A 19,489-nucleotide genomic window follows, 5' to 3' on the forward strand; every position below is an offset into this window, starting at 1 on the left:
GATCAGATTAATTATTAATAAATTCTTCTTCTATTGGCGTACCAGGCAGCAGCCCGTGCAAACGGGCGGAGTATAAAAATAAGTGGCCTGATCCACTTGCGGGGAATTCTTTCAATCTTTTGAGGATCTTGTATTCGAAATAGAAAGACAAAGAACAAAGCTACTTTTTGAAGGAAAAGGAATGAGAGAACGGTGGATATAACACTTTTCTTTTGCTGACCGAATTCATCTCTCATAATGTCAAACAGAAAAATATAGCGATCCTTTTCACTTAAATTCCAGGCTTCGTGTCGTTTGGCATCACAAAAAACAAGAAGTTCTCCTTTTTTCCAACCCTGCTGTTCATTCCCCACCTTAAAACCACATTTCGGTAAATCCGCAGGAATATGTATTCCCAAATGGCAACGGAATATGGCATTTGTGTCTCCGCAATGTGAACGGATACTGGCTCCGGCTTCCAACTTATTGAAAGAAGCGGAGTACAATTCAGGAATCCCGTTAATAATTTCTGTTGTCTTTGGAAATTTTTTCTGATTAGTAAAATTGTTAATTGACCAGAATTTAAGACCGATTGTTTTCCATTTGTCTTTTTCAGAAGTAAGAGACTGATTAAAATAAGGATCAAACTTCTCTTCTGTTTGTAAGTATTCGGAGAGTTCTTTTTCAATAACTTCTTTGTGAGCAAGAATTTCTTTTGCCCACTTAAATTGCTTTGGATCGTAAAAACTACTCTCCTGACCCTTGTAATCGTTGTTATCGTATGCAGAATACCATATTGAGGGTTTCATAATCACACTTGTTTAAGATGAAGAAAGGGAAGAATGACTCACACCCTGTATGATAGTGATACGTTGAGATACAATATTCTTCCACCAGTCTCTTTTTCGTGTATCATCAATTTCACTTAGCCGGATAACAGCAACAATAATTTCCCATTTTTCAATATCTTTTAGGTTACAACCAGTAATCTTTTGATAAGCATTCAGATAATTTGTAGCAATATGGCGTTTTATAAAAGTAGCAAAAAATCGGTATATCCATATCGGTTTGTCAGAGGGGGACTTGAGTAAAAGATACGTTCTACATACATCGTACATAGGATTACCTTTATGTGTATCTCCCCAATCAAGAAGAGTTACTGTTTTCGCTGCGGATGATAACAGTAATACATTCCCAAAGTGAAAGTCTCCATGACATAATGAAGTTCCTTTTGGAAGAGAATGGAAATATTGTTGTAGTTTTTCTTTCTCTTCGTTGGATAGAAAATCTAACTGAGCCATTGAATAAAAGAAGCGATGTTCCAGTTCAGGAAGTTCATTAACTGTGTTTACCAGATGAACCCGGGTATGGATCTCAGCCATTTTTTTGGGTATGCTCAACCACCTGGAAGGATGCTTTAAAACATATTCGGAAAGAGAAACCCCTTTACTCAGGTTCAACAATAAGCCGATCCTGCTTTTCACTTTGACAATCCCATAGGTTTGAACTGAAAAAGAAAGTTTACTCCCCGCGATCAACGTACTTTGATATTCTGTCCGTGCCCATTCTTCAGGAATAAAAGGAAAAAAGAGCTTGATGACACCTGAGAAAGTGCTGGTGGAAAACTCAAAAATTTCGGCGGTACTTCCGGATTTAATCAGATCACCGAGTTTATATGTCTCCTCTGGGAGTTCGATTAAGGTGTTCATGATTCAGCAGTTTTTTTGGAAATAACCCTGGCTTTTATAATTTTTATTCCGCGTTGGAATGAAAAAGGTAACATGTACCATGCTTTTACAATAAGCTTTTCAGAGAATATGGGAGAAAATACTCGTTTTGAAGTACCTTTGGATAAGAATTCTGTTTTTTGGATAATGTACTGAACTTCTTTATCTGAGAACTTCCCGTATCCTTCACCTATTTTATTTTTATCCGGCTTCTTGAATGACATTTCATGAAAACGAGTAATTTCTTTAAACTCTGATGTTGCGTAATAGTCAGAAGAATATGTGTCTTGTAATATTTCAGGAGAATACGGGACGTTTAGAAAAGAACAAATAGTTGAGATTACCTCATCAGTGTTGTTTATGAGATCTTCATAGGTAATTAATAAAACCTGTGATGTGGGCAATTGAGATAATTGCTGTAAGATACTCCTTTTTCTATATGACCAGAGCTTTGTCAGGTGCCTGAGCTTGTGTCTGCGCTTTCTTTTTTTTCGCATAAATTGCCATCTGTATATATTGTCGACAGGTTCACGAAACAAGACAATAAATTTTGTCTGAGGGTAGCGTTGAGCCACTTTACGTATAAACTGGTAGTATTGCAGTTCTTTATCCAGAATACAGGAAATAGCTGATTTATCTTTATTCGGGAAAAAAGCCATATAAGCAAGCCGGATAGCTTTTTCAAAATTTAAACCCACAGAGTGAGTCGTTAGTAGGCCTTTTAATGTGTCAAAATGTACGGATTGCATTTCCAGTTTATGATTGGAAAAGAGAAAGAAATCCGTGCAAAAGTGATTGATTACTTTAGTATTCCAGTCTTTTATCTTTTTGTATTTAGGGTACAGGTTAAAATAAAAAGGTTCTTCGATCGTAGACAGAATTTGCGGGTGCTTGTTAAGCATGATGGACAATAGCGTACTCCCCGTTCTTGGCATAGCTATCAGATAATGTACGGGGATATTAACTATTCCGGAAGAAGGGAGTTGTTGGCTCATTCTTCCAGTTGTTTAAGTGATGTTTGCGTTAGCGAAATACTATTCACTAATTGATTAATTCTTTCCCGGTTAGTCGCCTGATCTTTCGAACGAAGTAACTGCAGCTCTTTTTCGTAGGCATTCAGAGCCAGATTGAAATAAAACGCTGCGCTATCCTTCTGTTCTATTCTGCGGAATGCTGCACCTGCTTGCCGATATCCTCCTCCTGCCTGATCAGGAAAGTTCTCCGCAAATCGTCTTCCCCAGATAATAAGGGGTTGAGGGTCATCATTTGCAGAGGCAAACTGGGCAACGGCATTGTACATATGACTAAATTGTGAGTCAATGCGGTACAATTCTTCAAATGCGTTGTAAAAAGAATCTCTATATACAGAACTTCCTGCAATCAGAAGTGTTTCTGCTGAATGGGGGTTCGTATCATCAGCTATCGAATTCAAGATTTTGTTAGACAGAGCTCTGCGAAGTTTGTCAAATAAATCCCTTAACCTAGCGTATGTGAGGTTATCCGGTGCTGAGCAGGTTGACAGAATGACTTCATGCGCATTGGTGGATTCCAGATAAGGAGAAGTCCATGTTATATAAGCGTTAGCGTATTTTCCATAAGAGGTAATAATTCCGGGATCAGGACGCTGTGACCAAATTGAATTAGCCATCTGTTCCAGATGATTTAAAACTTCCCAGGCAACAAGAGATTCTGAAATGTGTTCTGTAGAATGGTTCTTTTGGAATTGCTCTTTATAAGCAGGTAATGTTTTTTGATCGATGGAGTCGGAAATAGCAAGAGCCAGAATGACCTGATCGATATTTTTCTTGATTTTCCCATACGAGTTGGCAATATTATACCGGGCCTCCTGATAATCCGGTTCAAGTTGTAGTGCCTTTTGCCAGTAAGGAATACTTCCCGTAATATCACTTTTCTGATTGTAGAGTAAAAAACCAATATTGTTATAAGTATTGGCATATTGATCATAGATTGCTAAAGCCTTCGTATAATACAATAAGGCGGAGTCAACATTGTCAATCAACCGATTGATCTGGTCTATATTACCGGATCTTTTGATCTGATTGGCAATTCCGGCATATTCAGTAGCCAATAATGAGTTTGCTTTCATCGACTTATCCAGTTTGGATATATCATTGTGGTAGAGTGTGAAAGTAGATTCCCAGTCTTTATTTCTTTGAAAGGAATAAACCAGTGATGTGATAAAAAGAATGGATAATCCCACTCCCAGTGTCCGCGACAATTTTACCGGAAGCTGGCTGATAAGAGACGTTTTAGAAAAATAGAAAAGAAGGTACACCAATAGGGCACAAAATCCGACAGAACCTACAAAGGCAAATCGTTCGGCAATAATTCCGGGCAGAGGAAGAAGTAAATTACCTGCCCCGCCAATTCCTAAGAAAAAGAATAAAAGAAAATAGCTGCTTTTTTTCTTCGATCGAATACCTGAAAATGTAAAGTAAAGAAGTACAAGTATAATAAGTAGCGATACATAGAAAACGGGATCCGAATAACCGACCAGCGGAATTTCATTGTATCCATAATAGTATTTCAATGGATACGGAAGAATCAGAAGAATCAGATACCGGCAGATAGAATAGAAAAACATGGGGATACGGGAGGCAAATCCGAGTTCATACAATGGATTTTCAAACCAACTGAAATAGCGAATAGATTCCTGATTCAGGATGAGTTTAGATCCTTTTTTGTAGGAAATGTAAGTAATAGCGAGAGCAAGTGTAAAGAGCAGTACATGCTTGAGTTTAATATCTCTGAAAAAATAAAGGCTGACCGGAACGAGAGCTAAAAAGATAGTCCCGGTTTCTTTACTGAAAATTGCCAGAAAAATAAATAGGAGTGAAAAAAGCAAGTAGCGCTTCTTTCGGGTATCATAAAATTTGAATGAGTTGATCAAAAGGCTTACTCCGAAAAGAAAAGCGAGTAATTCATCTCTTGATTTAATGTTGTTCACAACTTCAGAATGAATGGGATGAATCAAAAATAGTAAGACAACTAAAGCATTGAATCGCCATGCCTGTTCACCAATTGAGAGTTGTAAAAAAACAAAGAGTAAATACCCGCTGAGTGCATAAAGTAAAATACTGATGAGGTGACTAATAGCTGCCCGATTCTCAATGTTTCCAAACAAATCATATTCGATAGCAAACGAATAAACAGTTACCGGACGATAGGCATACTGCTGTTTTCCATCCTCTGCATAACGGGAAGAGAAGATGTTTGCAAATCCTTTGAATCCCTGTTCGATTTTCTCATTTTTCTTCGTATCGGTTGAGGTTACAAGTTCGTCATCAAGGGAATAACCATTTTGGATAGAATTGCCATAAAAAAGAAGTGAAATAACAATACAGATCAACAGGATGAAATAATTCTTTGGCTTTTTAATGTTTCGTAGCATAGAATACTATTAGTAGTAGTGACTTCGAATTTACAAAAAAATGTCAATAGAAAAGAACAGAAGAAAATTTTAACCAATGATTGAAACAGGGCTTTTTTCTCTTCACAGGTGATACATAATCTTTGTGGAAAATGATAGAAAAATCGTTCCTTCTGACTGTATTCATCAGGAAAAAAGGATAAAGAAATACAGAGAATTATTTTATCAGAGGTTTTCCTGTCATTTCTTCCGGTTGCTGGATTCCCATTAATTGAAGAATGGTTGGACTCACATCTGCTAAAACTCCGTCGTGTAGAGTCTCTTTGGAAGAACCTACCCAGATTACGGGTACCGGATTTAAAGAGTGCGCCGTATTGGGACTTCCGTCAGTGTTGATAGCATAATCCGCATTTCCATGATCCGCAATAACAATGAGGTCGTAATCGTAAGCCAGCGCCGTGTCGATTACTGTTCCCAGACAGGAGTCTACTGTTTCCACCGCTTTAATAATAGCATCATACACACCGGTATGACCAACCATATCCGGGTTCGCGAAATTCAGACAAATAAAGTCCGGTTGATGGTCCCGGATTTCAGATACAATATTCTGGGTGACTTCAGGAGCACTCATTTCCGGCTGCAAATCATAAGTGGCAACTTTCGGAGAGTTTACCAGAATGCGTTTTTCTCCTGAAAATGTATTTTCCCGGCCACCGCTAAAAAAGAATGTAACATGCGGGTATTTCTCCGTCTCAGCGATACGCACCTGGGATAACCCGGATTGTGAGAGTACTTCACCCAGTGTATTCTTTAAATTATCATTCTCAAATACAATGTGGACATTTGTAAAACTCTTATCATAATTGGTCATGGTTACATAATGCAGATTCAATTTGTGCATATTGTACTCATGAAAATCTTTTTGTGTCAGAGCGATAGAAATTTCACGGGGACGATCAGTCCGGAAATTGAAGCAGATGACAATATCCCCTTCCTGAATAGTAGCCAAAGCTCTGCCTTGTTCATCTGTAATGAACGAAGGTTCAATAAACTCATCCGTAACTCCTGCTTCATACGATGTGTCAAAAACTGCTTTAGCTGAAGGGTAAGCAGTTCCCTCTCCATTCACCATCAGGTGATAGGCCTTTGCAACACGTTCCCATCGGTTGTCCCGATCCATTGCATAATACCGACCAATAACACTGGCAATTTTTACAGGTTTGTCAGCGATATACTCCTCCAGCTCACGAACAAATCCCTTTCCGCTTTTCGGGTCACAGTCACGCCCATCGGTAAAGGCATGAATATAAGCATTGGTAACACCTTCTTTTTGTGCCAGATCACAAAGCGCGTACAAATGTTCTTGCGAAGAGTGTACTCCGCCTTTGGATACTAATCCGATAAAATGAACGGAACGATTTTCATTCCTGGCTTTTTCAAAAGCGTGAAGAAGCGTTTGATTCGTGAAAAAATCACCGTCGCGAATGGCCTTGTTAATACGGGTAAGTTCCTGATAAACTACCCTTCCGGCTCCGATGTTAAGGTGACCTACTTCTGAATTCCCCATTTGTCCTTCCGGTAACCCAACCTGTTCTCCGCTTGTGATGAGTGTTGCGTTGGGATAATCACGCATGATGCGATCAAAAACAGGAGTATTGGCGTTAAAAATAGCATCGGATTTTGTGTGGTCTCCTAATCCCCAACCATCAAGAATAACAAGGGCAACTTTCTTTTGCATCGGAACAGTTTTATCTATCTGTCCACAAAGTTCATCAATTTATTTGTAAACATCAATTACAGAGAACTTTTTTGACTTTGACAGCCTAGTTTTACGTAAAATATGCAATTTGTATCTGATTTTCGAGTAATTTTGCATGGTGCGAAAGCAAGCATACATATTGGTGTTGTTTTTGGGCGTTTTACTGTCAGGTTTCTTTGCTGAGACATGGGTGATTAATCAATATGTTTTCAACAATCAGGATTTTACCGAGGAATTTTGTGAGAATAAGGATAAACCCGAATTGAAGTGTAATGGTTCCTGTGCCGTAAAGAAAATAACGCACAAAGATCCTGTTGATGATTCACCATTGCAGACAGAGCAGGAAGAAGTTAGAAAATACTCGCTGACTTTTTTTATTGAAATATGCGAGGAACAAGTATATGCCAGTGTTGGTATTTCTGACTTTTTTAGCCTGAATACAAATCTTGTCGAGGGTGTGCCCCGTTCAGTAGACCATCCTCCGGTATACGCATAATTTTCTTTACGTGATTTTAGAATCACTTTCCGGTTGTTTTACTAGTTTATTTTTAAAAGAATTATGCAAAAGATTTTTGTTCTTGCCGCAATTCTGTGGCAGACAACGATACTCGCCTGTGATATCTGTAGTGGATTTTATGAAATCATTCCAAACGATAGAAAAAGCAGTATCGGGTTTAATTATACAACATTGTTTCGTAATGGTTACCCCATCGTTCATACCAAACATTCAGGACATCTGAACCTCGTTGGTAGTGAGGTGAAAGAGATTTTCGATACCTACGAACTTCGGGGAAGATATAGTTTCACCGATAGGATCTTCGGAGAAGTAGCCATTCCGATCCGAAACATTTATCAGGGAGTCAACGGTAACAGACGTTTTGATTATTGGGGAATGGGAGATATTCAGTTACAGGTTTCAGCAAGACCCCTTTCCAAATTGTCACCAAACGGATGGAATAATCGTCTTGATTTATTTGGAGGAATGGATGTCCCGTCAGGGAATTGGCTGGATAGTAATGCCAATATCCTTATAGACCCGGTGTATCAAATGGGGAGTGGCTCCTTCGACTTTTGGGGAGGCTTGTCGTATATGGTGCGCTATAAGTTTATCGGGTTAAGTTTGCAGGGAATGTATCGACACAATACACGGAATGCGCTGGACTATAAGTTCGGAGATATGGCTACTGCAGATGCTGCCTTATTTGGTCTGATTAGTGCAGGAGATGTCAAATTTATGCCGCGTGCAGGCGTGTTTTTTGAGTGGGGAAGAAAAAGTGAGATGAGAGGACTACTGGACGAGTTTTCAGGTGTGTCTATTCTTTCTATGCAATGGGGGCTTTCGGTTAATTATAAGCAGTTTCAGGTAAATATGTTCCTGAGGAATACCATGCTGCAAAAGACAAACGGTCCGGAGGCACGACAACATTATGTAGCTCAGATTGGATTGGTCTATGCATTCAAAAAGAGGGAGAAGAACGAAGAAATGACCAACTAAAACGTTAAAAAAATCGTATATTTAAGGAGAGAAGTTATATGCTCTGCTATGTAAAAGAAGAAAAATGAAAAAATCAATAAAATTTCTGTTTTTAGTAATAGGTATGGCTGTGACATCCTGCAAAGAGGATAGTCCGGTAGTAATTCCCGAACCCGGAGAGGATCCGATCATGCTTGAAGCTGTGGTGGAGCCTTATTATGGAGGAGAACCTTTGGAATTGGATCAGGTAGTAGAAACAGTTCAGGGGTATCCGATAAAAATCCGGGAATTAAAATTTGTTGTTACCCGCTTAATGAATGGGGAAAAGCGGTTGGTTAATTCCGCGAAAATGGATTGGGCATCGGAGGGACTTACCTTGTTCAAAGCGCCGGGTGATCCTGGGAATTTTGAAAGTATACAGGGAAATCTGGGAGTGATTCAGGAGTGGAATCACCTTGACCCGGTTTCTTTCGAAGAAACAGACCCTCTTTATCTTACCAATATCAATGATATGCACTGGAGCTGGAATCCGGGATATATTTTTGTGAAAGTAGAGGGCAGTCATGATACGATACCCGGTTCGGCCAATTTCCCGTTTAACTATTCTTTCCATTTGGGAATGGATGCGCATCTCAAACAGTTTGAATGGAATAATATACAGTGGGAAAAGATAAATGAAAAACTGTACCGGATGAAGATAAAAGTACATGTTGATCAGTTTTTTACGGGACCGGGAGGTACAATTGATCTCAAAACAGAGTTTGTGACACATTCCATGCCTGAGACAGAAGAGTTGACAAATAAAGCAATGATAAATTTTTCCAATGCAATTCAAGTCGGAGAGTAAAAGAAGCTTGTTTATTCTTGCAGGCTTACTTTTGATAGCAAGTTGTAGAAAGGATAAGATTTCGGATTTTGAACCCACGCCTTATAATCTGAGTATACCCTCTCATTTCCCAAATATGCCTATCCCCTCAGATAATCCCATGACAGTGGAGGGTGTAGAACTGGGGAGGTATTTGTTCTATGAGAAGAAACTTAGTGGAGATAATTCAATGTCATGTGCCAGTTGTCACCATGCAGAGGCTGCTTTCTCTGATCCGGCTCAATTCAGTACAGGAATTACCGGGGCTGTTGGAACACGAAATTCGATGGCTTTGATTAATCTGGGGTGGCAACAGTTCTTCTTTTGGGATGGCAGAGCAGCTACACTGGAAGCACAATTATTGGAGCCGGTTCCGAATCCGATTGAAATGAATCAGTCATGGAGTGATGCCGTTGAAAAATTGCGGACAGATGATCGCTATCCTGAAATGTTCGCGAAGGCTTTCGGAGAATATGGAATTGACTCAGTAAAGGTGACCAAAGCTCTGGCACAATTTCTCCGTACAATGATATCCGCAGAGTCCAAATTTGATGTGATGTATAAATACCAGAATGGACTTCAGTTGACAGCAAAGGAGCAACAAATTTATTCTTCGGTTACGATCGAAGAATGGGCTGGTTACGATCTCTTTCTGAGTTTGAATGGTGCTGACTGTCTGCATTGTCATAACGGACCATTAATGCAGGTGCAGAAATACTCCAATAATGGTCTGGATGCCAGTTTTACCGATCCGGGACGAATGGAAGTGACAGGAAACGGTACGGATAACGGGAAGTTCAAAGTTCCTACGCTTAGAAATATTGCGTACTCAGCCCCATACATGCACGACGGACGATTTTCAACATTGGACGAAGTAATCGATCATTATAGTTCGGGGATCATCCAGAGTGAGACAATCGACCCGATGATAGAATTTGCTCACATGGGAGGGGTGCAGTTAGATGATCAGGAAAAACAGCTTTTAAAAGCATTTCTTCTTTGTCTGTCAGATGAAAACTTTATTAAGGACCCCAGATTTTCAAACCCGCATTAGTTTTGAAATCTGAGCTCTAACAACTACTTTTAGAGACATTTTGAAATCCAACGAAAATGAAAATTCTAATATCTCCCGCAAAATCAATTGATCTGGATCAGAGCATTCCTGTAACCGAGTTTACAGTTCCTGTTTTTGTAGAAGAAGCGGATTATCTGGCGGGAAAACTGAAAAAAATGAGTGCTGCAAAACTGGGGAAGTTAATGCACCTTAGTGAGGCGCTTTCGACGTTGAATTACGAAAGATACCAGAATTGGAAAAAGCCGGAGAGCCCGGATGAGGACACGCGACAATGTGGTTTTGTTTTCACCGGAGAAGTATACAAGGGGATGGACATGACCTCCTGGAAAAAAGAAGATATTTTACGGGGGCAGAGTCAAATACGTATTCTATCCGGCTTGTACGGTTTGTTAAAACCGTTGGATTTACTCTACCCGTATCGTTTGGAAATGGGAACAAAGTGGGAAGTGACGCCCAAAACCAAGAACCTGTATGCATTCTGGAAAAAGAAAGTGACGGAGCAATTGAAACAAGAGACCGATAAAGATGAAGTGATTGTAAACCTGGCTTCAGGCGAGTACTTTAAAGCGATAGATACTAAAGTAATAGACAGAAAGATTATTACACCGGTTTTTAAAGATCTGAAAGGAGATACGTTTAAAGTAATTATGATGTATGCCAAACATGCTCGTGGAGCAATGGCAAGGTATATTGTGGAGAAAGGTATTTCTGATGTCGAAGAACTGAAAAATTACGATGTAGACGGATACCGTTTTCACGAATCTCTGAGCTCAGGTGAGGAATGGGTTTTTACTCGCTGACCTTGTGAGAATCAAAAAATAGTCATAACTTTTTTGAGTTAAATCTGAAAGTTATGAAAACAATGAAGTATTTTTTTCTGTTTACAGTATTCTCTGTGGCAGTGTTGTCGGGTTCCTGTAAAAAGGATGATTGCGATTCGAAAATTGCACAATGTTCTGAAACACCTCCTACAAATGAAGCCTGTCAGGCGGCGTTTAACAGATGGTTTTTTGATGAAGATGCAAACGCATGTCAGTTGATAGGTTACAGTGGTTGTTCGCAGAAAGGATTTGCTACACAAGAAGAATGTGAAGCATGTAAATGCAAGTAAAACAGGTGTATGTGAGGGTTCTTTCATAATTATCACTATTTTAGTGAAAAAATCGACCAGATGAAATTTCTTACAACTTGTATAGCAATTAGTATGCTAATAGGACTGTCTGTAACAACTGTTCAGGCACAACGTGTAATGAATGGAAGCAGAAGCACCATTGGTTATATAGAAAAAGATCGTGTGATGAATAGCTCACGAAGTACAATTGGTTATATCGAAAACGGACGGGTTATGAATAGTTCCCGAAGTACCATAGGCTATTTTGAAAATGGAAGAGTAATGAATAGCTCCCGCAGTACGATCGGATACATAGAGAATGATCGTGTGATGAATGGTAGCCGATCGACCATTGGTTATGTGGAGAATGACAGAGTCATGAACAGTAGCCGGTCTACGATTGGATATACAGATGGAGTAACCCGGGAGAATGCTGCACTGTGGTTCTTTTTCTTTTTTAATGACTAAATAACAAACAGAAGTTTTTCATGAAAAGAAACTACTTACTACTCACCACTTGCTTGATCTTCTCGTTTTTTTCTTCATTCGCACAGGACCTTCTGCATTGCGGAACTGATAAAATGCGACATGAAATGGTACAGCAAAAACCTGAACTTCGTGAAGGAATTGCTATTGCCTATGAGCAACTATCAACGTATACGGAATGGTTTAAACAACAACCTGTTCTGCGAGAGGGGACAACCTATATTATTCCCGTGGTATTTCATATCATTCATAATTATGGAGATGAAAATATTGGGGATGCACAAATTTATGACGCTGTTAAACAGGTCAACACACAAATGCGTAAGCGAAATGCTGATACAACCGATATTGTAAGTTCATTTCGGGCATTAGCTGCAGATGCAGAAATCGAAATTCGCCTTGCACAATTGGACCCGCAAGGAAATTGTACCAGTGGTATTACAAGAACCGTTTCAGACCTGACATATGTTGGTGATCATCAGGTGAAGAGCCTTATTCACTGGCCTCCGGATCAGTATCTGAATATTTATGTTTGTGACGCAGCAGCAGGATTGGCGGGACATGCTCTCTTACCGGCAGATGCGGAAGCCGCTCCGGAATGGGACGGAATTGTTATGCAACATTCCTACATTGGTACTATCGGAACTTCCGATTATTTCAGAAGAACAGTATTGACACATGAGATAGGGCATTATTTAAACCTGCAGCATATTTGGGGGGGGAACAATGTACCGGATTACTTTTACCTTACAGTAGCACAATCGGGAAATTGTGAGTACGATGATGAGGTAGAAGATACTCCGCTTACTATAGGATGGCAAACATGTAATCTGAGTGGAACTACTTGCGGGACAGTAGATAATGTTCAAAATTATATGGAGTACTCCTATTGTGCCCGAATGTTCACGGAAGGTCAGAAAACGCGTATGCATGCCTGTTTGAATTCTCCTGTAGCCGATCGTAATAATTTATGGCAACCGGAAAATCTGTTGGCAACTGGAACAGATGATGCCACATATTATCTGTGTGCCGCTAATTTTGAAGCAGATAAAAAAATAATCTGTGCGGGCGAAACAGTCGAATTTTCCGATGTGTCTTATCACGGTATTGAACAGAGAGATTGGACATTTGAAGGGGGGACAGCCTCATCTTATACGGATTCCTTAGTAGAAGTTACCTACACAAATCCGGGAATATATGGTGTGACACTAGAGGTTGGAAATGGAACAGAAACAGAGATTATAACTAAAGAGGAATATATTACCGTATTACCTGCTCAGGGAGCGTATTCAGGAATGCATGAGTCTTTTGAGCATGTAGATCCTTTTTTTGAAAGATGGGTACGAATACCCACAGAAGCTCCGGTAAACTGGGATTTTACTCCTGTTGGGTTTGAAAGTTCTACTTCCTTTTACGTCAATAATTTTGAAGCAGGTGCATGGGAATACACATTTCATTCTAAACCTGTTGATGCTTCAGAACTAAGTGATCTGGCGGTGACGTTTGATTACGCTTATGCGCAAAGAGAAACCGGAAATAATGACCTGTTGCAGATTGCAGTGAGTAATGATTGTGGCAATACCTGGGCTACGAGAAAAGTGTTTTACGGAGCGAGTACCTTGAAAACAGTTGATGCTGCTATTTCTGAAGAAGCATTTACACCGGTCGATGAAACACAATGGAAATCAGGAGCAGTTACCAATATAAATACCTCTTATCTGGTGGATAATCTGATGATTCGTTTTCGGTTTATAGGAGACGGAGGAAATAATTTGTATATTGATAACATACGTATCGCTCATCCGGATGCTCTCCAGCTTGAGGAAAAAATGACGGAGGAGTTGAGTGTGTATCCGAATCCGGTTACCGATCAGTTAACTGTAATCCGGGAAATGGAGACAGGTAAATCATCCTTACTAAGAATAGTAGACCTTTCAGGAAAAGTTGTTTACGAAGAGGAATCAATACAGCAAGAAACAACCGTATTCACTGGGAATCTGAATCAGGGATATTACGTATTACAAGTAGATGGGAAGACTGTTCCCTTTGTGAAATTGAAATAATCGACATGATTAGAATATTGTTTATGCTTCTCCTGACAGGAATTGTCTTTTCCTGTGCACCTACCCGTTTTTACCGAACTTTGGAGGAAGGAGAGCATGCTATATCCGCGAATGTTCTTGGACCTGTGATTAATGTGCCGGGCGTTTCGCCTATGCCGATACCATTATCTGCTTTGGGATATGGGTACGGAGTAAAAGAGTATGTGACAGTATTCGGGAACTGGCATACAACAGCTGCTGCATTTAATGTATGGCAATTTGATGCGGGAGCTTCTTTCAGAGTCTGGCAGAACACACAGAAAACGATGGGAATAAGTATCGCACCTGTAGCTAATATTATGATGGGAAAAACAGCATCGGACTTTCGGTTCTATCCGCAACTGGATATGAACTATTATATCAATTATCCGGTGAAACAAAAAGAAGGAAAATTCAGACGAAATGATTTCTTTGTAGGATTTGACAACTGGTTTGATCTATACAATACGCAGGCACATGGAGAGCCGAATGCAGTAAAATGGCTCTGGAATACACATGTAGGAACAACATTTACGCGAAATCGATGGTCTGTACAGCTGGAATTGAAACTGCTGGCTCCCTATTTATCTAACGAAGATATTGTTCTGGACTATGTGAGTCCTCTGGGGAACAGGGGAGCTATGGGGATTTATATAGGAATTGTCAGAACGCTGGGAGGTAAGAAATGAAAAGAATAAGTATAGTTTTAGCTTTTCTGGGAGTGTTGACAGGGACATCCTGTAAGAAAAAACTGGATAGTTTTTTGTTCAATAATTCAGAAATAGACGCCTATTATCTAGAGGCCTATGATGGAGAGAAACCTTTCGATGTACCTGCATCTTTTTCCGTTTCACAAGATAAGATTACAGTATTTTCCTACGATATAATTTCCGGGGACGAAACACTGGAGATCTATGCGATTTACATTGGTGATTTGGCACAAATTGCTACAGATACAGTAATTTTTTATTGCCATGGGAATAAAGATCACATGGATTATTATTGGAACCGGCAGAAGTTACTGGCCTCGGCAGGGGATCAGTATAGATACGGAATCTTGTCTATTGATTACCCCGGGTACGGCATGTCTTCAGGTGAACCTACAGAACAGAACATGTATGATGCGGTAAACGGTGGATTAAAATGGTTAAAAGAAAAGGGGCTGACGGACGAAAGATTAGCTGTATATGGATATTCTTTGGGGTCTGCACCCGCCTGTGAGATAAGTGCTTCTGACCAGTACGCATTACAACCGGGTTGGTTAATCCTGGAGAACCCCTTTGCCTCTTCGGAAGTAATGGCCCAAAGCTCTACAGGGTTAAGTTTACCTTCTTCCTATTTTACAAATGCCGAAATAGAAAATGCGGAAAAAATAAAATCTGTTCAGCAACCTTTTCTTTGGTTTCATGGTAAGAACGATGATTTTCTTTCGTTGGAGACACATGGAGAAATTGTATATAAAAACTACTCAGGGGAATATGGTGAAGCGCACCGAATTGAAGGAGCAGAACACGATGGAGAAAATGGCGTGCCGAAGGTAATGGGATTTGAAAATTACCTTGAGGTGATTCATGAGTTTATCAGCACGCATTAGTGTTCAAAATCGTACATTTGCCGGACACAAATACATCAGACACAATGAAAATTAACGGTCACGGCCATTTGCTGCCTTATCCCGAAGATATACCTGCGTTCATGCGGGACAAAAAATTGTTTTGGATAGATGAGGATAAGCAGTTTATGAGACAGGGAAATTGGTGCAGACCGATTACTGACCCCAGTTTTTTTCTGAACGAGAAGTTGGAATGGATGGAAAAGAACGGGATTGACCACGAGGTTGTATTAACCTTATCACAATTGTACTGTAATGGACTTTCTGAAAAGGAAACATTAGATGCTGTTCGTTTTCAGAATGATTTCAATGCCCGGATTCAATCCGGAAACCCGGATAAGTTTACAACAGGTTTTGTTGTTCAGCCGGCATACATTGAGCAGTCTTTAAGAGAAATAGAACGGAATGTAGAAGAGAATAATTTGCGTTTACTTTGCCTTCCGACTCATTTTATGAATGGAGATCAACAATGGGTTTCTGTAGCTGATGAATCCGTTTTTCCCCTATTTGAACTGGCGGATAAATATAAACTGGCAGTAGAAATACATCCGTATGATGGAGAAAAGATGGTCAATATCGCTGATAGATACTGGAGGTTTCATCTGGTATGGATGTGTGCCCAGACCGCAGACACCTATCACCTTTACACGTTACTTGGAATAGCTCAGAAATTTCCTGAAATACGTACCTGTTTTGCGCATGCCAATATGTTGGGGCAGGCAAACTTCGGAAGGCGATTGCAGGGATATGATGGCAGACCGGATTTATTCGAGGGAGCTCTGGATCCGAGAGAGTCAAACCAACATCCGAATATCTATTTTGATACGTTGGTACACGACGTGGAGACTTTTCGTCTTTTGGTCAATCGATCAGGTGCTTCACAGGTATTGGCAGGAATGGATGATCCGTATCCTCTGGGAGAAATGGAATCTGTCCCGGGTTCATATCCCGGGAAGGTGATCGATGAAGCTTTGGAACAACAAATTATTACGCAAAATGAGTTTGATTCTATCTGGTTGGATAATGTGCTAAGATGGTTGGGGAAAAAACTGTAGTTTTTTGGCTAAATAGTACCCTAAAATAATAGATGCCAACGGGAATTTGACTAAATTTGCCTGAAGTGAGAAGTGTTCTTGTTTCCATATTATTAGTTGCATTGACTTTACCTTTTCTGGTGAGGTTTGTTGTTGTTTCTCACTATTTTTCTAATTACGAATATTACAGTGAGGTTCTTTGCGAAAACAAAGATAAACCGGAATTGAAATGTAACGGTTCCTGTCAACTTTCAGAAGAACTGCAAGATTCATCTCCGGAGAGTAATAATGATCCCAAAAGAACGATTGAAAACTTCAGAGTTGAGATCAGTTTTTTTGTTGTTGATACCTACGAATTTCCGAACTATGAATGTAGTACACTAGTAACGGATAAGCCTCTTGAGGGAGGTCAGGATACGTATAGCTATTTGTTAATCGAGGATATTTTTAAGCCGCCCATACACACTTCATTTCTTTAACCTGACTTTTATCTTTAATCTGAACAGGGAAGTAGTGAAATTACTTCCCCTGGTAGTATAGTATTTAAAAAATAAGAAATGAAAAGAGTAAAATATTTTTATAGTGTATTAATAGTTAGTTTGTTAGTTGGATTTGTTAGTTGTAAAAAAGACAATCCTGAGCCAACTCCTGAGCCCACAGCTACAACAGGAACAGTTAAAGTGAAATTGGATCACAAATGGGGTATGAATTGGGATGCTTTTGCAATGAATACAGCATATACTCACCCTATGAGTGCGGAAGAAATCACATTTACAAAACTGAAGTATTACATTTCAAACGTAAAGCTTAAGAAAACAGATGGTACCTGGTGGAGTCAACCCGAGAGTTATTATTTGGTAGAAGTAGGTGAAAACACAGTTCCTGAACTAAGTATTTCAGGCGTTCCGGTTGGAACTTATACCGATATAGAATACACAATCGGAGTGGATTCGACGAGAAATGTTTCCGGTTCACAGACAGGGGCATTGTCTACATCAAATGGTATGTTTTGGTCTTGGAATTCAGGCTATATTTTTATAAAAGCTGAAGGTACTTCTCCTGATTCACCTTCCGGTGCGTTTGAGTACCACATCGGAGGATTCAAAGATGAAAACAACACCAATGCTATTCGGGTAAATACGCAGAATTTTGCTGGAGAACTCGCCGTAACAGGAAGCAATGATCCTATAATTCACTTTTATGTAAATGCGGCTCGATTCTGGCATGGAGGCATTCTACTTGCAAATATGAATACCGTTCACATGCCGGGAGCCAATGCAATTACACTTGCAGATAATTTCCGTGAAGCCTTTATTGTTCACCATATTCATTAATAGGTGAGAGGAATTGTTGGAAGCATTGGGATAATAACCCTGCTTTTTCTTACTGCATGTAAGAAAGAATTGACAGAAGTGCCGGGAGGGAATGAATATTCCTTCCGGGCGCCTTCTCATTTTCCGGAACCGTATTATCAGTTTGAAAATAACGAAGTAAGTCAGGAAGGCTTTATTCTTGGTCGTAAATTGTTTTACGATAAACGATTGTCATTGAACAATACAGTTTCCTGCGCTTCCTGTCATATTCGGGAATATGCATTTAGTGATCCAGGAAAAACAGTAAGTACAGGTGTTGAGGGTAGAGTGGGAGTTCGCAATTCCCCGGCACTGTTTAATTTGGCCTGGAGTCCCTCTTTCATGTGGGACGGAGGGATTAATCACATTGAGATAATGCCGCTTGCACCTGTAACAGATCATAACGAAATGGATATGAATATGCAGGATCTGATGAGTAAGCTGGATACCCTTGACGAATACTCTCTGTTGCTACAGAGTGCTTTTGGTACGAGAGAGATGAACGATCAACGCTTCTTTTATGCGTTAACACAATTCTTAACCCTGCTGGTTTCATCTGAATCGAAGTACGACAGGTTTTTGGAAGGAAAAGTCCAATTAACAGATGAAGAGTTGGAAGGGAAGTATCTATTTGAGCAGAATTGTGCTGCTTGTCATGCGGGTGTATTATTTACAGATCATTCATACAGGAACAATGGACTTCTACTGGATCCGGAGGACAATGGTCGAGAACGAATTTCTCTGAATCCGGATGACAGGGGGAAGTTTAAAGTTCCTTCTTTACGTAACAGTGTATTGACGTATCCTTATATGCATGATGGCAGATTTGAAACACTGGAAGAAGTAATCGATCACTACAGATTCGGAGTTAACCTGACAGCAACAACAGATCCTGCTTTGGTTAACGGCATAACACTTTCAGAGGAAGAAAAAGCTAAGTTAATTGCCTTTCTCTCTACGCTTACTGATGCTGAGTTCTGTTACAATCCTGTTTTTGGTAACCCTTTTGGAGAGTAACCGTTTTTTACTATCTTACAGACAACGATAAACGCAACGTAAATGAAATCGGTTTTTGTTTGGATTACACTTGTTCTATCTTTTGCCGGCTTTTCTCAGACAGAAGAACTGGATTCATTAATGGAGACCTGGCATAAAGCGGCAGCACAATCAGACTGGGATTCATATGCGGCACTTTTGTCGGATGATTTTGTTTTTCTGGGGACAGATCCTTCCGAAAGGTGGGAGAAAGATGATTTTGAGGCTTTTGCCCGTCCCCATTTTAAGAAAGGAAATGGGTGGAAGTTTTCTACCATTTTCAGAACGTGGTACCTTTCGCATGACGGTAGCGTCGCCTGGTTTGAAGAAGAATTGGATACGTGGATGAACAACTGCCGGGGTACGGGTGTTCTGGAGCAGGACCGGCAAACGGGAGAATGGAAACTCAGGCACTATAGCCTTTCTGTCTTAATAGAAAATGAAAAAATCGAGTCCTTTATTGAACTAAGGAAAAACTAACTTTTCTGTTTTCGTATATTTGCTTTCA

20 protein-coding genes are annotated in these 19,489 nt (G+C 39.9%); 15 read left to right on the forward strand and 5 right to left on the reverse strand.

Annotated elements, in window-relative coordinates; all coding sequences use genetic code 11:
* Positions 1–14: 14 nt before the first annotated feature.
* The 5 genes from AC4PL9_RS00790 to gpmI form a co-directional block, all read right to left on the reverse strand.
* Entirely contained in the window at positions 15–788 is a 774-nt protein-coding gene (locus tag AC4PL9_RS00790; protein ID WP_491602891.1) for an aspartyl/asparaginyl beta-hydroxylase domain-containing protein, read from the reverse strand.
* A gap of 12 nt (positions 789–800) precedes the next feature.
* Positions 801–1,688, reverse strand: coding sequence for a phosphotransferase family protein (locus tag AC4PL9_RS00795; RefSeq protein WP_491602892.1), 888 nt, complete (start codon positions 1,686–1,688; stop codon positions 801–803).
* Complete coding sequence (locus AC4PL9_RS00800) at positions 1,685–2,701, reverse strand: sulfotransferase family protein (RefSeq protein ID WP_491602893.1); 1,017 nt, start codon at positions 2,699–2,701, stop codon at positions 1,685–1,687. The genes AC4PL9_RS00795 and AC4PL9_RS00800 overlap by 4 nt, the downstream gene beginning before the upstream one ends.
* Entirely contained in the window at positions 2,698–5,118 is a 2,421-nt protein-coding gene (locus AC4PL9_RS00805) for a tetratricopeptide repeat protein (RefSeq protein WP_491602894.1), read from the reverse strand. The genes AC4PL9_RS00800 and AC4PL9_RS00805 overlap by 4 nt, the downstream gene beginning before the upstream one ends.
* Before the next feature lie 196 nt (positions 5,119–5,314).
* Positions 5,315–6,835: a 2,3-bisphosphoglycerate-independent phosphoglycerate mutase gene (gpmI, locus tag AC4PL9_RS00810; protein WP_491602895.1), complete on the reverse strand. Its 1,521-nt coding sequence runs from the start codon at positions 6,833–6,835 to the stop codon at positions 5,315–5,317.
* A gap of 136 nt (positions 6,836–6,971) precedes the next feature.
* Between gpmI and AC4PL9_RS00815 the strand changes: the two genes are divergently transcribed.
* The 15 genes from AC4PL9_RS00815 to AC4PL9_RS00885 all read left to right on the forward strand — a co-directional run bounded on the left by AC4PL9_RS00815 (position 6,972) and on the right by AC4PL9_RS00885 (position 19,461).
* A complete protein-coding gene (locus AC4PL9_RS00815; protein WP_491602896.1) occupies positions 6,972–7,352 on the forward strand; it encodes a hypothetical protein in 381 nt (126 codons plus the stop codon).
* Positions 7,353–7,415: 63 nt separating this feature from the next.
* A complete protein-coding gene (locus tag AC4PL9_RS00820) occupies positions 7,416–8,351 on the forward strand; it encodes a transporter family protein (protein ID WP_491602897.1) in 936 nt (311 codons plus the stop codon).
* 64 nt (positions 8,352–8,415) lie between these two features.
* Complete coding sequence (locus tag AC4PL9_RS00825; protein WP_491602898.1) at positions 8,416–9,177, forward strand: MbnP family protein; 762 nt, start codon at positions 8,416–8,418, stop codon at positions 9,175–9,177.
* Positions 9,155–10,249, forward strand: a complete 1,095-nt coding sequence (locus AC4PL9_RS00830; RefSeq protein ID WP_491602899.1) for a cytochrome-c peroxidase — start codon at positions 9,155–9,157, stop codon at positions 10,247–10,249. The genes AC4PL9_RS00825 and AC4PL9_RS00830 overlap by 23 nt, the downstream gene beginning before the upstream one ends.
* A 56-nt stretch (positions 10,250–10,305) precedes the next feature.
* Entirely contained in the window at positions 10,306–11,070 is a 765-nt protein-coding gene (yaaA, locus tag AC4PL9_RS00835; RefSeq protein ID WP_491602900.1) for a peroxide stress protein YaaA, read from the forward strand.
* Between the two features lie 53 nt (positions 11,071–11,123).
* Complete coding sequence (locus AC4PL9_RS00840; RefSeq protein WP_491602901.1) at positions 11,124–11,381, forward strand: BPTI/Kunitz-type proteinase inhibitor domain-containing protein; 258 nt, start codon at positions 11,124–11,126, stop codon at positions 11,379–11,381.
* Positions 11,382–11,441: 60 nt separating this feature from the next.
* On the forward strand, positions 11,442–11,849 hold the full coding sequence (locus tag AC4PL9_RS00845; RefSeq protein ID WP_491602902.1) for a 5-fold beta-flower protein: 408 nt from the start codon (positions 11,442–11,444) through the stop codon (positions 11,847–11,849).
* 20 nt (positions 11,850–11,869) lie between these two features.
* Positions 11,870–13,930 (forward strand): M43 family zinc metalloprotease, encoded by a 2,061-nt coding sequence (locus AC4PL9_RS00850; RefSeq protein WP_491602903.1) that lies wholly within the window; start codon positions 11,870–11,872, stop codon positions 13,928–13,930.
* A 5-nt stretch (positions 13,931–13,935) separates the two neighbouring features.
* Positions 13,936–14,637 (forward strand): hypothetical protein, encoded by a 702-nt coding sequence (locus tag AC4PL9_RS00855; protein ID WP_491602904.1) that lies wholly within the window; start codon positions 13,936–13,938, stop codon positions 14,635–14,637.
* Positions 14,634–15,542: an alpha/beta hydrolase gene (locus tag AC4PL9_RS00860; RefSeq protein ID WP_491602905.1), complete on the forward strand. Its 909-nt coding sequence runs from the start codon at positions 14,634–14,636 to the stop codon at positions 15,540–15,542. Before AC4PL9_RS00855 ends, AC4PL9_RS00860 begins: the two co-directional genes overlap by 4 nt.
* 44 nt (positions 15,543–15,586) lie before the next feature.
* Positions 15,587–16,615, forward strand: a complete 1,029-nt coding sequence (locus AC4PL9_RS00865; protein ID WP_491602906.1) for an amidohydrolase family protein — start codon at positions 15,587–15,589, stop codon at positions 16,613–16,615.
* Between the two features lie 65 nt (positions 16,616–16,680).
* Positions 16,681–17,073 (forward strand): hypothetical protein, encoded by a 393-nt coding sequence (locus AC4PL9_RS00870; RefSeq protein ID WP_491602907.1) that lies wholly within the window; start codon positions 16,681–16,683, stop codon positions 17,071–17,073.
* A gap of 78 nt (positions 17,074–17,151) precedes the next feature.
* Positions 17,152–17,928, forward strand: coding sequence for an MbnP family protein (locus AC4PL9_RS00875; RefSeq protein WP_491602908.1), 777 nt, complete (start codon positions 17,152–17,154; stop codon positions 17,926–17,928).
* A gap of 3 nt (positions 17,929–17,931) precedes the next feature.
* A complete protein-coding gene (locus tag AC4PL9_RS00880; protein WP_491602909.1) occupies positions 17,932–18,963 on the forward strand; it encodes a cytochrome-c peroxidase in 1,032 nt (343 codons plus the stop codon).
* 42 nt (positions 18,964–19,005) lie between these two features.
* Positions 19,006–19,461 (forward strand): nuclear transport factor 2 family protein, encoded by a 456-nt coding sequence (locus tag AC4PL9_RS00885; RefSeq protein ID WP_491602910.1) that lies wholly within the window; start codon positions 19,006–19,008, stop codon positions 19,459–19,461.
* The last annotated feature ends 28 nt before the right edge of the window (positions 19,462–19,489 follow it).

Source organism: Wandonia sp., assembly GCF_984588085.1.

What these genes read in the sequence shown, in the direction of transcription:
- AC4PL9_RS00790 (WP_491602891.1), bottom strand. Translation starts at nt 788, where the DNA reads ATGAAACCCTCAATATGGTATTCTGCATACGATAACAACGATTACAAG.
- AC4PL9_RS00875 (WP_491602908.1), top strand. Translation starts at nt 17,152, where the DNA reads ATGAAAAGAGTAAAATATTTTTATAGTGTATTAATAGTTAGTTTGTTA.
- AC4PL9_RS00850 (WP_491602903.1), top strand. Translation starts at nt 11,870, where the DNA reads ATGAAAAGAAACTACTTACTACTCACCACTTGCTTGATCTTCTCGTTT.
- AC4PL9_RS00860 (WP_491602905.1), top strand. Translation starts at nt 14,634, where the DNA reads ATGAAAAGAATAAGTATAGTTTTAGCTTTTCTGGGAGTGTTGACAGGG.
- AC4PL9_RS00865 (WP_491602906.1), top strand. Translation starts at nt 15,587, where the DNA reads ATGAAAATTAACGGTCACGGCCATTTGCTGCCTTATCCCGAAGATATA.
- AC4PL9_RS00820 (WP_491602897.1), top strand. Translation starts at nt 7,416, where the DNA reads ATGCAAAAGATTTTTGTTCTTGCCGCAATTCTGTGGCAGACAACGATA.
- AC4PL9_RS00795 (WP_491602892.1), bottom strand. Translation starts at nt 1,688, where the DNA reads ATGAACACCTTAATCGAACTCCCAGAGGAGACATATAAACTCGGTGAT.
- AC4PL9_RS00825 (WP_491602898.1), top strand. Translation starts at nt 8,416, where the DNA reads ATGAAAAAATCAATAAAATTTCTGTTTTTAGTAATAGGTATGGCTGTG.
- AC4PL9_RS00830 (WP_491602899.1), top strand. Translation starts at nt 9,155, where the DNA reads ATGCAATTCAAGTCGGAGAGTAAAAGAAGCTTGTTTATTCTTGCAGGC.
- AC4PL9_RS00845 (WP_491602902.1), top strand. Translation starts at nt 11,442, where the DNA reads ATGAAATTTCTTACAACTTGTATAGCAATTAGTATGCTAATAGGACTG.
- AC4PL9_RS00885 (WP_491602910.1), top strand. Translation starts at nt 19,006, where the DNA reads ATGAAATCGGTTTTTGTTTGGATTACACTTGTTCTATCTTTTGCCGGC.
- gpmI (WP_491602895.1), bottom strand. Translation starts at nt 6,835, where the DNA reads ATGCAAAAGAAAGTTGCCCTTGTTATTCTTGATGGTTGGGGATTAGGA.
- AC4PL9_RS00840 (WP_491602901.1), top strand. Translation starts at nt 11,124, where the DNA reads ATGAAAACAATGAAGTATTTTTTTCTGTTTACAGTATTCTCTGTGGCA.
- AC4PL9_RS00800 (WP_491602893.1), bottom strand. Translation starts at nt 2,701, where the DNA reads ATGAGCCAACAACTCCCTTCTTCCGGAATAGTTAATATCCCCGTACAT.
- AC4PL9_RS00855 (WP_491602904.1), top strand. Translation starts at nt 13,936, where the DNA reads ATGATTAGAATATTGTTTATGCTTCTCCTGACAGGAATTGTCTTTTCC.
- AC4PL9_RS00815 (WP_491602896.1), top strand. Translation starts at nt 6,972, where the DNA reads ATGGTGCGAAAGCAAGCATACATATTGGTGTTGTTTTTGGGCGTTTTA.
- yaaA (WP_491602900.1), top strand. Translation starts at nt 10,306, where the DNA reads ATGAAAATTCTAATATCTCCCGCAAAATCAATTGATCTGGATCAGAGC.
- AC4PL9_RS00805 (WP_491602894.1), bottom strand. Translation starts at nt 5,118, where the DNA reads ATGCTACGAAACATTAAAAAGCCAAAGAATTATTTCATCCTGTTGATC.